The organism is Trinickia soli, assembly GCF_002879855.1.
In the GTDB taxonomy this organism is placed as follows: domain Bacteria; phylum Pseudomonadota; class Gammaproteobacteria; order Burkholderiales; family Burkholderiaceae; genus Trinickia; species Trinickia soli.
Genome location: NZ_PNYB01000026.1, coordinates 59,682 through 74,126 on the forward strand (window position 1 = coordinate 59,682; position 14,445 = coordinate 74,126).

The 14,445-nt window shown below is 61.7% G+C and carries 12 protein-coding genes and 2 pseudogenes; 6 read left to right on the forward strand and 8 right to left on the reverse strand.

The annotated features are described in order from the left end of the window. Window positions 1-50: 50 nt before the first annotated feature. A complete protein-coding gene (locus tag C0Z19_RS23350) occupies window positions 51-2,435 on the reverse strand; it encodes a two-partner secretion domain-containing protein (protein WP_102612216.1) in 2,385 nt (794 codons plus the stop codon). A 151-nt stretch (window positions 2,436-2,586) separates the two neighbouring features. Then, the gene (locus tag C0Z19_RS23355; protein WP_102612217.1) at window positions 2,587-3,036 is read right to left on the reverse strand and encodes an Lrp/AsnC family transcriptional regulator; all 450 of its coding nucleotides are present in this window, start codon (window positions 3,034-3,036) and stop codon (window positions 2,587-2,589) included. Between the two features lie 114 nt (window positions 3,037-3,150). Between C0Z19_RS23355 and C0Z19_RS23360 the strand changes: the two genes are divergently transcribed. The 3 genes and pseudogenes from C0Z19_RS23360 (at window position 3,151) to C0Z19_RS23370 (ending at window position 6,069) form a co-directional block, all read left to right on the forward strand. Continuing rightward, a complete protein-coding gene (locus C0Z19_RS23360) occupies window positions 3,151-3,792 on the forward strand; it encodes a LysE family translocator (protein WP_102612218.1) in 642 nt (213 codons plus the stop codon). A 33-nt stretch (window positions 3,793-3,825) separates the two neighbouring features. Then, window positions 3,826-3,966 (forward strand): annotated as a pseudogene (locus C0Z19_RS23365) (MBL fold metallo-hydrolase); the annotation flags it as partial. A gap of 339 nt (window positions 3,967-4,305) precedes the next feature. Beyond that, entirely contained in the window at window positions 4,306-6,069 is a 1,764-nt protein-coding gene (locus C0Z19_RS23370) for a sensor histidine kinase (protein ID WP_102612219.1), read from the forward strand. 57 nt (window positions 6,070-6,126) lie between these two features. Here C0Z19_RS23370 and C0Z19_RS23375 read toward each other — a convergent pair whose 3' ends face one another. The 3 genes from C0Z19_RS23375 to pdxR form a co-directional block, all read right to left on the reverse strand. Continuing rightward, complete coding sequence (locus C0Z19_RS23375) at window positions 6,127-6,582, reverse strand: carboxymuconolactone decarboxylase family protein (protein ID WP_102612220.1); 456 nt, start codon at window positions 6,580-6,582, stop codon at window positions 6,127-6,129. Between the two features lie 23 nt (window positions 6,583-6,605). Further along, entirely contained in the window at window positions 6,606-7,022 is a 417-nt protein-coding gene (locus C0Z19_RS23380) for a cupin domain-containing protein (protein ID WP_102612221.1), read from the reverse strand. 118 nt (window positions 7,023-7,140) lie between these two features. Further along, a complete protein-coding gene (gene pdxR / locus C0Z19_RS23385) occupies window positions 7,141-8,553 on the reverse strand; it encodes a MocR-like pyridoxine biosynthesis transcription factor PdxR (protein ID WP_102612222.1) in 1,413 nt (470 codons plus the stop codon). Window positions 8,554-8,733: 180 nt separating this feature from the next. Between pdxR and C0Z19_RS23390 the strand changes: the two genes are divergently transcribed. Then, a complete protein-coding gene (locus C0Z19_RS23390; protein WP_102612223.1) occupies window positions 8,734-9,438 on the forward strand; it encodes an HD domain-containing protein in 705 nt (234 codons plus the stop codon). A gap of 40 nt (window positions 9,439-9,478) precedes the next feature. On the opposite strand, the gene C0Z19_RS23395 is transcribed toward C0Z19_RS23390, so the two are convergent. Then, on the reverse strand, window positions 9,479-10,465 hold the full coding sequence (locus C0Z19_RS23395; protein ID WP_102612235.1) for a zinc-dependent alcohol dehydrogenase family protein: 987 nt from the start codon (window positions 10,463-10,465) through the stop codon (window positions 9,479-9,481). A gap of 100 nt (window positions 10,466-10,565) precedes the next feature. Between C0Z19_RS23395 and C0Z19_RS23400 the strand changes: the two genes are divergently transcribed. Further along, window positions 10,566-11,435: a LysR family transcriptional regulator gene (locus C0Z19_RS23400; RefSeq protein ID WP_102612224.1), complete on the forward strand. Its 870-nt coding sequence runs from the start codon at window positions 10,566-10,568 to the stop codon at window positions 11,433-11,435. Window positions 11,436-11,625: 190 nt separating this feature from the next. Here C0Z19_RS23400 and C0Z19_RS23405 read toward each other — a convergent pair whose 3' ends face one another. Both C0Z19_RS23405 and C0Z19_RS23410 read right to left on the reverse strand, forming a co-directional pair. Continuing rightward, window positions 11,626-12,222 (reverse strand): NADPH-dependent F420 reductase, encoded by a 597-nt coding sequence (locus tag C0Z19_RS23405; protein WP_102612236.1) that lies wholly within the window; start codon window positions 12,220-12,222, stop codon window positions 11,626-11,628. A gap of 32 nt (window positions 12,223-12,254) precedes the next feature. Then, window positions 12,255-12,726, reverse strand: a pseudogene (locus C0Z19_RS23410) (SDR family NAD(P)-dependent oxidoreductase); the annotation flags it as partial. A 106-nt stretch (window positions 12,727-12,832) separates the two neighbouring features. Here C0Z19_RS23410 and C0Z19_RS23415 point away from each other — a divergent pair. Next, the gene (locus C0Z19_RS23415; RefSeq protein ID WP_102612225.1) at window positions 12,833-13,750 is read left to right on the forward strand and encodes a LysR family transcriptional regulator; all 918 of its coding nucleotides are present in this window, start codon (window positions 12,833-12,835) and stop codon (window positions 13,748-13,750) included. The last annotated feature ends 695 nt before the right edge of the window (window positions 13,751-14,445 follow it).

The window sequence follows — 14,445 nt, forward strand, 5'->3', positions numbered from 1 at the left end:
GAGCAGCGCGCGCATCGTCGGCTCCGGCAGCCGCGCCCGCCTCGAGTGAATCAAAGCGCCGCGCCACCGCCGGCATTGGAAGATGGTTGCAACTGCCAGCGCAATACCGGGTGCGCCGCGCCGCTCGGCATAGCCCATACGCCGCCCGAAGAGAAATCCCAACCCGGGAAGCTCGCCGGGTTCGACATTTGGGCGTGACTGAGACCGTTTGCGCTGAGCGTGCCGGGGCCACCGGATGCCTGCCCGGTTGTATCGACGTCCCAGTAGACGTTCTGGCCGATCGTCCCCGTGTTGGCGCCCGCGATGCCGCCCAATTGTGGCGGATAGTGCGGATCGATGAAGATGCTCGTGACGTTGGTGGTGGCGAACGATTCGTCGATCGTTCCGCTATTGGTGGCGACGAGCCCGCCGGCATAGTACGACAGCCCCGATACCGTACCCGTTGCATAGGACTGCGAAATACTGCCGGCGTTATCGCCCACGAGGCCGCCGGGTTCCGTGATGGAATCGCCGCTGACATTGCCCGACGCAAACGATTGCACGATCGAGCCCGTGTTGCTGCCGACGAGTCCGCCGGAGACGCCGTTGTTGGAAATCGTCGCGCTGCTGCCGGAGCGCTCGATCAAGCCTTCGTTGATTCCGACCAGGCCGCCTACCGGCGGGCCGCCGGAATTGCCTGCTGCGCTCGTGTAGCCCACCATGTTCCCCGAGACGAAGACGTTCGAAATGGTGCCTTGGCTGACGGACGCCAGGATGCCCGCGGGGTCTTCGGCAAGACCGAAGTCGCGTCCCGTGTTGGTCATCGTGAGATTGCGTACGACGCCTTGCTGACCGATGAGTCCGAACAGGCCTCCGGGCACCGTGCCGTTCTCGATCGTATGGCCCATGCCGTCGAACTGGCCCTCGAACGGGGATTTCGGCTGTTCGAGGCCGTTATAGCCGATCGCCATGCCGAAGACCGATGCATCGAAGTCTTTGCCGAGCGCGTAGTTCGTTGAATACGTCGATGCAGGAAGACTGCCCACGCTATCGATGTCGGCCCATGAGTTGACGAGTTGATAGGCCGTCATTTGCGTGGTCAAAGCGCTGAATGCCGGCGCTTTCCAATTCGCGTTGGCAAGTTGGGTGCCCGCGGCATAGCTGCCGTTCATGTCGTAAAGCAGGTTCACGATGCCCGTGCTTTTCGACCAGTCGATGGAGCCGTTGTTGATGACGCTTCCGCCGTTGTCGATACCTGTGTTGTCCGCACGCAGCGTCAGATTGCCGTTGGCCTGATTGCGAATCGTGACGCCGGAGTCGACGGTCACTGTGTTGTACGCGCCAAGCGTGAGCGAGCCCGCGCCATCCCATCCGAGATTCGAAGCGACTTCGATATTGCCGTTGCTGCCGTCCGCGCCCGTCGTTTGCACGTTGATCGCAGTGCCGCCGTTGAGCGTTTGGGCGAATGCCCGCCCGGATGGCGCACCGAGCTTATAGCTGGGTGTGGTGATGTTCCATACGCCGCCGATGACCGTAGGGCCGATGTCGGGAAACGCGAGGTTGCGCGCGACTGTATCGATGGTGCCGCCGCTGCTGTCGTTCGCGTTGTAGGCGGAGAAGAGCCCGGAAAGGTTGACGTTTCCCTGATCGGCAACGATCCAGATATGGCCGTCGCGCGTAGCGGTGCCCGTTGCGCGCGGAGCGGCGTGGTTGCCCGCGAGCGCGAAGATGTTGCCGTCGGCCGCTTGCAGATTGATTTGCGCGGCGGCGATATCGCCTTGGTTCCACACGGTGCCGTGGCTGCCCGACTGGACGAACACCTGTCGCCCCGTCGAAGAGTCTTGCAGAAGGATTTTGCGCCCCGCTGCGATTTCCGCCGTGCCGTCAGGGGCGCTGATGCCGCCGAAGTTGTCGACTTCGGCGGCGGAGACGAGGAATACGTCGCCGTGGGTAGAGCCGATCTGGCCCAGGTTGACGACTCTGCGTGACGACGAACCGGTAAACGTCAGCGGGCCGCCGTTCATGAACGACGCGTTATCGGTATCCAGCGTCGAAGCGACAAAGCGGCCGCCGGTGGTGACAGTGCCGTTGTTTCCGATGACGACGCCTTGCGGATTGATCAAATAGACGCTGCCGGTGGCCGAAAGCGCACCCATGATCATGGACGTGTCGCCCCCTGTGACGCGATTGAGCGTCGCACCGGTGCCGTTGTTGAATGTGACGGCGTTGCCACGGTCGATAGAAAAGCTGTTCCAGTCGACCACGCCGCGCGATGAGTTTTGATTGATCGTTACCGAGTTGCCCGATTGCGCGATCGATCCGTTGCCCGCGACGAATCGGCCGCCGGTGGGTAGTGCGCCCGCATGCGCCGATGGAATGGCACCGTATAGCGCCGCGAAAACGATCGCTATCACCGTTGGCTTGATGGGAATCTGCTTCGCCTCTTTTACTCGCATGAATCCTCCAGGTATTCCCGCCGCCTTATATTCAGGTATGGGAATTTCTCGGTTGACGACCGAATAACCAGAGGAATTATTGGTTTTAAATTCCAATGCGGAGCGGTGAGATTTAGGACGAAGATTCGTGTTTTTGCGCCAAGCGGCGCCCTTACTTCGCTTGCACGGGCGGACGTTCCAAAGCGCGCGCAGGAATAGGCGTCGACATGATGATCGACGTGCGCGTTTCACCGTATAAATTGATGCGCTCGATCAGCCGTTCCAGATCCGCCATGCTCACTGCGACCAATCGCATGATGTACGAATCCGCGCCCGTCACGTGGTGGCACTCGACCACTTCGGCGATCGTCTCGAGTAACTTCAGGAATTTCGTTTTAGCGGGCTGCGGCACGGTGATGGCGATCAGCGCCGTGACGAGGTACCCGGCCGCGGCCGGATTGACGCGTGCCGTGTAGCCCTCGATCACGCCCGCTTCTTCGAGACGCTTCACGCGCTCGGTCGCGGCAGGCACCGACAGCTTGACCTGACGTGCCAGCTCCGAGTAGGTCATGCGGCCATTGCGCTGCAAATGTTCGAGTAGTTTCCAGTCCAATTCATCCATCATGGCCAGACTCTTTAAGGTGAAACGGCCATTCTCCCTTAAAAATCCCCTGTTGCGTCGATCGCGTGCCACCTACGATAGTGCATCGACACAAGACTTCACGGGGGGGAACGCATGCTGTTCATTAAATCGCTGACGATCGGGCTTTCCATTGCCGCCCCTGTCGGACCTATCGGCCTGCTCTGCATTCAGCGCAGTTTGAGCCGGGGATTCCGTTCGGGCTTCGCGACGGGAATGGGCGCAGCGTGTGCGGATGGAATTTACGGACTGCTGGGTGCGCTCGGCATCGCGGGCATTGCGGCGACGTTGCCCGCTTTGAGCACCGTCTTGAAGATAGGCGGCGGCGCGTTTCTCTTATGGCTTGCCTGGGCCGTCGCTCGCGAGAAGCCCGCCGCACCGGTGGCCGTATCCGACACGACGCGCACCTCGACGACACGCGAGTTCTTGACGACGTTTGGCCTGACGCTGTCCAATCCGATGACGATCATTTCGTTCATCGGAATTTTTGCGGCACTGGGGCCTCCTTCTGCTGACGCCTCTGGCCGTGGCGGTTCGGGATGGTTTGCGGTGATCCCGATGGTGGCCGGTGTGTTCGTCGGCTCGGCGATCTGGTGGTTGTGCTTGAGCGGCGCGTCTTCGGCGCTGGGCAAGCGTATGCCCGCGTCATTCATTCATGGGATCGCGCGCTTGTCGGCGCTCATTATCGCCGTGTTTGGCGCCGTTCAACTCGTCATTGGATTACGCAGCCTTATTTAGGCTGCGCATAAAAATGACGAAGCTTGCCCATCATTGCCCATCAATCACTCGGGCAATTGCGGGCGTGTGCTTTCGAGTTCGTCGGAGCAGCATGACGGCGATCGCTTTCGCAACGTCAAGCCGCGTCCGGCCGATGGCATCGGCAAGACGTTGCGGCTTGCGTGGAACGTGCTGCCAACGTCCATTATCGAAGCGAGCCTCGCGCAGTGGTTCTGGAAAGAAGATGTGCAGCCGCGCGCCGATCAATCTGCGGGCCGGATCGGATGCGTTTTCAAGAACGCCCGGGATCGAGAGTGCGCATGAGGGCCGGGTGATTTCACGGGGTGGATTCTTGCGCGGCGGTCCGGAGTCCGTTCATGCGGGGAGAGGGTCTCTCGGGTTTGGGTTTCATGGCGGAGGGTAGGGTGTTTAAAGGGCCGGAGGATGAGCCCGTTCGTGTTGCGTTGCATTGATTGGTAGTAAGATACCCGGCACAGATCTTCAATCAACGCGTGAGCGAGCACGGGGGCGAGCGTGAACGAGTTGACGAACGATTCACGGGTGTTCCTCTCGACCTTGCGAGCCGGGCGCCGCGAGCGACGGCTTGCGCTTGCTGTCGTGCTGATAACGGTGGTCGCCTTCATCGCGGCCGCGCCATTCGCGAAAGTTCAGTTACCCAGGGTTTGGGCCTTTATTCCGGTCTACGAATCCGCGGTGGTCGTCTGCGATTTGCTCACGGCGGCACTCTTGTTCGGCCAGTACCGTATTTTGCGGTCGAAAGCGCTGCTTGTATTGGCGACGGGATACTTGCTGACCGCCTCCACGGCGACGGCGCACCTGCTTACGTTTCCAGGCGTTTTTTCCGATACCGGTTGGTTAGGGGCGCGCAGTCAAACCACGGCTTGGCTCTACGTTTTCTGGCATGGCAGTTTTCCGCTTGTCGTCATTGCCTATGCATGGCTAAAGCATGATGATGCGGAGGCGCGAGTGAAGCGCGAGGGCGCTTGCGCGCCGGCGATTTTGGCCGGCATCGCCTTTGCCGGGCTCGTCGCTATCGCGTTCACCATGCTGGCCACCCTTGGCTACGATTGGCTGCCTCTGCAGTTGTCTGGGCCGCCGCTGGCACCGCGTTACACAGTGGCGCATGCTGTCGTGCTGACGCTCACCTGGTCGCTCGGCCTGCTCGCGATCGCGGCGCTTCTATGGCGGCGGCCGCACTCCGTGCTGGATCTATGGATCATGGTCGTCATGTGCGCGTGGGTTTTCGATGTTGCATTCGCGGGCGTGCTCAACCATGGCCGTTTCGATCTGGGTTTCTACGCCGGCCGCATCTACAGCCTATGTGCTGCAACCTTCGTACTCGGCATATTGACGCTCGAGAACATCAACCTTTACGCGCGTGTCGTGCAGGCGCTCGATAGCGAACGCAGCGAGCGGCAACGCGTCCAGTTGCAGACGGTGCAACTGAACGAAGCCAACGCGCTGCTCGAGCACCGGGTGGCGTCACGTACGGCTGCGCTCACGGCGGCGAACGGCGACTTGCTCAATGAAGTGCGCGAGCGCAAGCGCGCTGAAGTGGCGCTCGAGCACTCGCGCGAGGAGTTGCGCGAATTGGCGGCGATCGGAACCTCCGCGCGCGAGCAAGAGAATCGACGCATCGCGCGCGAATTGCACGATGATGTTTGCCAGACGCTCGCCGCATCGCGACTGGAGCTTGAACTCGTTTCTGCAAGAAAGGCGTTGGACGCCGAGCTCGCGCCCGTGCATAGGCTGCTCGACGAGGCGGTCATCGCCACTCGCCGCATTGCCGCGGACCTTCGACCGCTGGTGCTCGACGATCTCGGCCTTGTTGCTGCGGCGGACTGGCTCGTGCAGAACTTCCGACAGCGCCACGGCATCGAATGCGAGTTGACCATCGAGCCGCCGGACCTTGATCTTGGCGAACCGTATGCGACGGCGGTGTTTCGCATCTTGCAGGAGTCGCTGACCAACATCGGGCGGCATGCGCGCGCCTCCCGGGCGACGCTGACCCTGACGCGCAATGACGACCACGTCTTGTTAGTGGTGCAGGACAACGGTGTCGGGTTTGACCTTTCAACGCCGCGCAAGCTCAATTCGTTCGGACTCTCGGGCCTGCGCGAGCGGGCTTATCTCGTTGGGGGCGAGGTTGGCATCCAGTCGTCGCCGGGTCACGGGACGTCGATTGAAGTGCGCATTCCACTGCCTGTTGTGCCGGCAACTGCAACGCCCGATGTGGTATTGCTTCATCCTGAACCTGACGCCGCCCGCAGGCAGTGACCGAACAGACGCGGGTGTTCCAGTGCGAGGGCAGGGAAACCGTCCATTTCTCTCCGATCAATGCTCGAGCGCCGCGTGAGGCGTATTGCGAAAGCTGATCGCCATCCGGTTATAGGTGTTCATCAGGCTGATGGCGATCGTCAGATCCACGAGTTCGCGTTCATCGAATACGGCACGGGCGGCCTCGTAGGCGGCATCGGGCACGCCCGTCTGGGCAACAAGCGTGACCGATTCGGCCCAGGCAAACGCAGCACGCTCGCGTGCATCGAACAGATTGCCAGCCTCCTTCCACGCCTGTACCAGCGCAAGTTTTTCGACCTTCACGCCTTGTTTCAACAGATCGCGCGTATGCATGTCGAGGCAGTAGGCGCAGTTGTTGATCTGCGAGACGCGCAGATAAACCAAATCGACGAGAACCGGCGACAGACCGCTTTGCGTGACATAGCCGTAGACGCCGCCAAGGGCTTTGACGCCAGCGGGTGCAATCTGGGTGTAGTCGAGACGCTTGCTCATGAATGACTCCTTGATGCAGTGATTTACTTGACTGGGGTGGTCAGGACTTTATCGTCGCTGTCCGCAACGAACACGGCGAGCAACCTGGCAGGCTTCGTTTGGCTCGCGTTGCGGCTTACGCTGTGAACGGCGCCGGGCTCTTCGAAGAAGCTTTCTCCGGCGTGGTAGACGCGCTTCGGGCCGTCGTTCACTTGTGACTCGATGTCGCCCGACAGGACGTAGGCGTAGACGAAAGCCGAGGCTGCATGCCGATGCACGGGCGATGCGGCACCGGGGGCATAGTCGACCACGACGGCGGTCAACGACTTGCCCGGAATGTTCGGAATAGCGTGCTGGAAGTTCGGCGTGACGGTCTCAGTCGTGCCGTGTCCCGCGGCCGGCACCGCAATGCTGACGGCGATGCCGGCGCAGGCGGCCGCTACGATCAATCGAATGTTCATAAACGTCTGGCTCCTTGGTGTTCCTGCATTGTGGTGTTGGACAGGACCACGCGAAAGCACCAGGAATGAACATTTCCGATGTACCAAGAAGCGAGGGGAAAGCCGGACGTGCGGGGCGTCAGTTGCGCTCGCGTACGAGCCCCAGCAGGCGGTGACAGTCGGCAGCGAGCGTACGCTCGTTCAGATTTGTCACGCCGAGCAGCAGTCCCTGCTGCCCGGGCACGCTCATGTACCAGGGCGATAGCGGAATGGGGGCGAGGCCGCGGCTTCGCGCTTGCAAAGCAATATCGACATCGCGTACGGATGGCGCAAGCGCGGTGACGACGGTCATGCCAGCAGTGGCCTGCACTCTGATGGAGTCAGAGGCCAGCTCCCTGAGGCAACGAAGCAGGGCGTCCCGTCGAGAAGCGTAGAGACGCTTCATCCGGCGCAGATGGCGAAGATAGTGCCCCTCGCGCATGAACTCCGTCACGGCGTGCTGGACGGATGCCGCCGGCGCGGGAGCGAGGCACGCTACGATGTCGCCGAAGCGGCGGGCCATGTCCGCCGGCACCACGAGAAAGCCCAGGCGCAATGCCGGGCTGATCGTCTTACTGAAGCTGCCAATGTGCAGCACCCGTCCGTCCTGATCGAGCGAAGCAAGCGCGGGCGCGGCCCGCCCTGTCAGCTGAAGTTCGCTGAGGTAATCGTCTTCGACGATCCAGGCGTCGTTTTGTTTGGCCCAGGCAAGCAGCGAAATTCTGCGGGCGAGCGACATCGTCATCCCCAGCGGCGCCTGCTGGCCGGGCGTTACCACCGCGAGCGCGGCGCCGTCCGCCTCGCGAATGCCCGCCTCTACATTGAGCCCATCCGCATCCACCGGCACGGCCGCCACCGCCATGCCGGCCAGTTCAAGCGCCGTACGCGTGAGCGGAAAACCGGGGTCTTCCATCCAGGCTTGTCCGCCTTCCACGCGAAGCCCGCGAATCGCGAGATTCAGCGCGCCGGAGAAGCCTGCCGTGACGAAGACCTGAGAGGGATTGCATCGAAGTCCGCGTGCGACGCCAAGATAGGCCGCAATCTCCCGCCGCAAGTCCGGTTCGCCACGTGGATCGGGGTATCCGACAGGCGCCGCTGCCGCCCGGCGGGCCGCTCGCGCCTGAATGCGCGCCCATAGCTTGAACGGAAACGCGTCCTGGGAGGGCACGCCCATCTGAAACGCCAAAGGCGCCGTACTGAAGTCGCTGAACACGTCTGGAAGCGGCGGCGCTTCCGGGGACCACGTGGCCGTTGGCGGCAGGGCGGGCCGCTCCGCCACTCGGGTGCCAGCTGCGCCAAGACCGATCGCGAATTGCTCGTCGATCAGACGCTCATACGCGGCACGCACCGTACCCCGGGAAACGCCGAGCTGGGCTGCCAGATCCGACCAGGAAGGCAGCCTCGCGCCGGCGGCCAGCTGTCCCGACTCGATCGCATCGCGGATCGAGCCGTAAATCTGTGCCGACAGCGAGGTGCGTTCCGCGCGATCGAGGTCAATAGAGAGAGTCGCCATGTGCGCGATAGTACATTCGGATTTCCCGATCTTGGGCCTGTTTTGTGAACCGTGGGAAGCGTAACTTCCTTGATGCAAGGCGGGCGGTCGGTTCGACGCGCGCCCGATCGTCCGGGCGGGGCGGTTCACAATTGAAGAGCGCTCCGTGGAACGCAGGCCATCTACAGATCAAGCAACCTGATGAACCAAGATAAAACTGCATGGACGAACAAAGCGACGTTCGACGTCGTGGTTCCCGACAGCCAGCTGGCGCGCGAGGTAACCCAGTTCATCCGCGACACCGAAAGCGAATTGCTGTTTAACCATTCCACACGCGTCTACCTGTGGGGTGCGCTACTGGGAAAACGAAAGAAACTCGCGTTCGACCCCGAGCTGCTCTACGTGGCAGCCATGTTCCACGATATCGGCCTGACTTCGATCTATCGCGAGAGCCAGCTACGTTTCGAAGTGGACGGTGCAAACGCCGCGCGCGATTTTCTGCGCGGCCGTCATATCGACGACGCGCAGGTAGAGAGGGTGTGGACCGCTGTTGCGCTGCACACGACGCCGGGCATTCCCGAGCACATGCACGGGGAAATTGCGCTGGTGCAAGCCGGCGCGGGGATGGACGTGGCGGGGCGGGGCTTCGATGAGTTCACGGACGCACAACGCGTTGCGGTGGTCGAGGGCTATCCGCGCGGCGCCGATTTCGCCAGCAAGATGATCGATGCGTTCTACGACGGCATGAAGCATCGCCCGGGCAGTACATTCGGCACCTTCAACGATGATTTTCTTGCGCACAAGGATCCGGGCTTCGAGCGCGTGAACGTGTGCAGCATCATGATGAACTCGCGGTGGGGAATGCATTCATGCGACGGGCGGCGACTTCATCATCGTTGCTCGTGACGATCAAATGGCGTGCCGCGAATACGCGGCACAGCGCACCTTATGCGACGTCCACCACGATTTTCCCGTGTGCGGTGGCGTCCGTTATGGCGTCATAGGCGAGTTCCGCGGACTCTAAATCGAACCGGCGAGGATCGAGATTCGGCGTGAGCTTGCCGGCTTCCGCCAATCGTGTGGCTTCGCGCAGCATCGCTCCGTGGTGCGCGCGATGCAGGCCGGTCAGGAGCGGATACAGGGTGAACACGCCTGAGTACGTGGCTTCGCGAAACGACAGCGGAGCCAGCGAATGTGTACTCCAACCCAGTGCGCTGACCACATGACCAAAATGCTTGACTGCGGCGAACGAAGCATCGAGCGTTGGGCCGCCAACGGTATCTACCACCAGATCAAAGCCTGCGCCCTGCGTCAATGATGTGACGTATTGCTCGACAGACTGCGCCCGGTAATCGATCGGCGTAGCGCCTAGGCGCGCAACGAGGTCCTGGTCCCGTGAACCCGCTGTCGCGAAGACCCGTGCACCGAGTGCGCGCGCCAGTTGTACCGAGATATGCCCGACACCGCCTGCTCCTCCCTGTACCAGCACGGTTTGCCCCGCTTGCAAGTGCGCCCGGTCGACGATGCCGGAATACGACGTGATAAACGCGAGGGGCAGTGCCGCGGCTTCGCGCATCGAGAGATTGACCGGCTTGAGCGCTAGCAGGTCGGCATCGACTGCTGCGTACTGGGCCAGCGACCCCTGAATGCCGCCGACGCCGCCCGCCATCCCGTACACCTTGTCGCCGACATTGAAAGCAGTGACGCCGGGGCCAATTGCGTCGACTACGCCGGCCATATCGATGCCTGACACCAGCGGCAGCGGATGTTTGGCGTGAGCTGCGCTTCCGGCGCGTATCTTGGTGTCGAGCGGATTGAGGCCGCTCGCGGCAATCCGCACCCGCACCTGGCCATGCGCTGGCTCTGGCATCGGGATGTTCGTCAATTCGAGCGGGCCGTTGAAGCGACTGAGGACGAGCGCCTGCATGGACATGATCATTTCCTTTTCGATGGAAGAAGAAAGTAGATGCATGCAGGATGGACCATACTAGAATGCATGTACATCAACGTTATTGCACGGTATCCAAACGAAAATGAATGACGTGGCACTGGACTGGAGCGATGTCCGGATCTTTTTGGCGATTGCCCGCTGCGGTACGCTGGGGGCGGCTGCAAAACGTGTTGGACAGACCCAGCCAACCATGGGCCGCCGGTTGCGCGCGCTCGAGGAAGCCCTCGGACACACGCTGTTTCAGCGCACCAGCGATGGCTTCGTCCTCACAGACGAAGGCGCGGCCGTGCTGTCCTATGCCGAGAGAATGGAGGAGGAAGCGCTTGGCTTCACGCGTGCGCTAACCGGCAAGGAAACGCAGCTAACCGGGCTGCTGCGGGTCTCGTCGTCGGACTGGTTCGGCATACACATCCTCACGCCGGTGTTCGCCCGCTTTCTGGCGAAGCACCCGGGTATTTCACTGGAACTCGTCACGGATTCGCGCCTGTACAACCTCGCTCGGCGCGAAGCGGATCTGGTGTTCCGCATCACCCCCTTCGACGAACCCGACGTCATCCAGCGCGAGCTCATGCACATCGACTATGCGTTGTACGGGCATGTCGATCAGGTTTCGCCTTCGCGCGGGCAGGGTGACGGTCATAAGCTGATCAGCATGGACAGCGCGTTCGGCTCGCTGCCCGACGTCGAATGGATCAAGCGCATGCTGCCCAAGGCGAAGATTGTGTTTGGCAGCAACAATCGTGGCGTACAGGCGCGCATGTGTGTCGAAGGAAGTGGCATCGCCGTGCTGCCTTGCCCGCTTGGCGATGCGACGCCTGAACTTCGGCGAATCGATCTGGGCGAAGCGCCGCCGGGGCGCGACGTCTGGCTTGGCTATCACCGTGATCTGCGTCGCGTCGCGCGACTACGTGCACTTCTGGATGAGACGATCGAGGCGTTAGCGAATGCTTGAGTGCGGCGCGGAAATCAGTATCCAACCGCAGAACGACTGTTGACGCGCTTATGTCGGTCGGAGCGGTCGCTTCTCTCGTCAATGCGAACAGTACTGCGGGCTTCGAATACTGGGGTTTTTCGCGGCATCTGAGTAGATGCCGTCTCCGGCAATTTATCCGCATTGAGCCATTGCGCCCGACCGTTGGTCCTCAATCGAACGTAATCAAGTCCTTGAAGATCAGGTGTCCCCAGTTCTTCCCGCGCGCGTGCACAAGCAGTCCACCGTCCGAAAGCCCGCCAAGTTTGATTGGCGCGAAACCGAGATCTTCCGCAAGCGCGCCAATCTCCGCTGCGGCGCCGTCATCATCGCTCGCGAGGAACACGACTCTCCTGCCACCCTGCACGGCCGGGTCCTGAGCAAGAACGTTAGCGGCCAGATGATTGAAGCCTTTCACCAGCCTGGCTCCGGTGAACGCGTTCGCGACGAAAGCAGAGGACGGGAGACTGTCCAGTTCCTCAGGCGGGGCGAACGTGTTCATCACGTCGACAATGATTTTTCCCTTCCAACTGGGCAGTGCCTTCGCGACCTCCGGGTACGACTCGAAACGAACAGCCAGAAAGATGATGTCCGCCTTGACGGCTTCCGCCAGGGTTGCGGAAATGATCGTAGGTCCGATGGCGGCAGTATCGGACGCAAAGCTTGCCGGGTCGCGCGTGGTTGCAACGGATACTTCGATGCCGTTGCGGGCGAACGCTCTGGCAAGTGCGTGGCCGATCTTGCCGAAGCCAATGATTGCGTAACTCATGTGTTTCCTCATAGTTGTGCCAAGCCACCGTCGACGGCGACCTCGCTGGCGGTCATGAAGCTGCTGTCAGGGGCTCCCGTGGTGCCGGCGCTCGATCCGGTCAGGATGATCGAACCGCCAGAGCCCATCAGCGGCAGCGCCTTCTGAACCGTGAAGATCGTGCCCTTCACGTTGGTATCGAAGGTTTCGTCAATGTGATGACCGGTGATCTGGCCGAGCGGAAGCGCGCTTCCCGTCCCGGCATTGGCGAAGACGATGTCCACGGTCCGGCGCTCCGCCTTCACCGCCGCATAGAGCCAGTCGAGGTCGGCCAGATCGGAGACCGAGCCCTTCACCGCGCGTGTGCATTGGGCCCCAGGTCGGCCACAGCGGCGTCGAGCGGTTCCTGCCGGCGGCCGAAGATGAAGACGAAGGCGCCCCCTCGATGAAGCGCTTGGCTGCGGCGCGGCCGATGCCCGTAGCGCCGCCGGTAATCACCGCGGTCTTTCCATTCAGTCTGTTCATGTCACGCAACCTTCGAAACGAAAGCGACAAGCCCGATTCTGCAGCTCTTGATTCATGAAGACAATTGACTGAATATCTGTGAGTGCCATCTACTTTATAGATAGATATGTTGGACAACGTCACCATCAATCAACTTCGGGCGTTCGTCGCCGTGTGCGACCAGGGAAGCTTTTCCGGAGCTGCACGGGAGCTGAGGCGTGCGCAGTCAGCGATCAGTCACGCGATCAGCGCGCTCGAGAGTGCCTTCGATGTGGTGCTGTTCGAGCGCAACACTCGCAAAGCGACGCTGACGGCCGCGGGCCGCAGCCTCCTGCCTGACGCGCGTGGGGTGATCTCACGCACCGAGGAAATGAAGATGCGCGCGGTTGCCATTGCTGAAGCTGGCGTCCCACAGGTCTCGGTTGCCGTGGATACCTACTTTTCACGTGAGCGTCTGATTGAATGCCTGCGCACACTGCAGACGGACTTTCCAACGGTTGCAATCAATCTGCGTATGACGACCATGCAAGACGGCGAGCGTTTGGTTCTCGAAGGCGTGTGCGCATTGGCGGTGACGATCACGGACGTGCCGGAGCTGAGTCCGGGCACGATAGAAAGGCATCATCTATGTGACGCGCAAATGGTGACCGTCTGTGCGCCATCGCATCCGTTGGCCTCAATCGCGGGGCCAATCCCGCGGGAGGAATTCGGCCGGCACATCCAGCTCGTGGTAACCGACAATCAGCCCGATGCGGAAAAGACACAACAGGGGGTCGCCAGTGAACGCCAGTGGCGGGTGAATGACCTCGGCGCGAAGCACGATCTGCTCAGGGGAAGCTTGTGCTGGGGGCACATGCCGCGTCATATGGTTGCGGAAGACCTGGCGAAGGGAACACTTGTCGAACTCCAGCGGCGCGCATGGCACATGCGCCCCCTCACGTTCATGATTTCCCAGCGGCGCGGGTACTCCTTTTCCGAATGTGAGGCGCGGGTGGTCGAGCTACTTGGTAGTCGTCATCCTTTCTCGAAGGGTGCTGCGCCCTGATACCCGCGACAGGCCTTTGCGGGGCGGGCTGCTCGATCTCCTTGCCGTGCCGAGCGTTAGGAATTGTCGGTTGGGGGTGCGGCCAAGAACTGCCTTTGGCCCGCACCGCCTTAGGGCCGTTCAGATGGCCGCTTCTCTCGCCTAGCGGTCTTAGTGAGTCGTGCTCGTCAGTTTCGAAAGGTTTATCTGGGTCCGTTATTCGCCAAATCACGGGGTGCGCGGAGGGTTAAATTCTCTCCGCGGCGCGGAGAGAATCCGGGGCGCGCCCGTCAGGGTTCCGCCGTTGCCGAGATGCCGGCAACGTGGCCCCCGTTGGCGCGACGCCGAGTATCTGACCGTGCCGCCGCCACGGGAGACGCTACAGGCTAAGCTGCACGAATCGATCGCGGCGGCACGTGCCCGGCTAGACGATAAGCGGGAGTTGTGATGATGGGCGCCCGGTTATCGAATCTCGACAACGGTCTTCAACCCGGCCTCGAGCGATGCCAACGAGCGCTTAGGGTTGCGGACTGCCGTTCGCGCATCGAGCGGCAGCCGTGCCGCCCCGACTGCATCGACGGTCTCGGACCGTTAAGGGTTATTCGATGCCTGCCATCGGCCACAGGAATGTGACGGTGCCGCCGCGCGTGTGGGCAGGCGTCGAATAAGCCTCGATGGAGGAAACCGCGGAGTGCCCCGAAGCGCTTGAAGTCTTC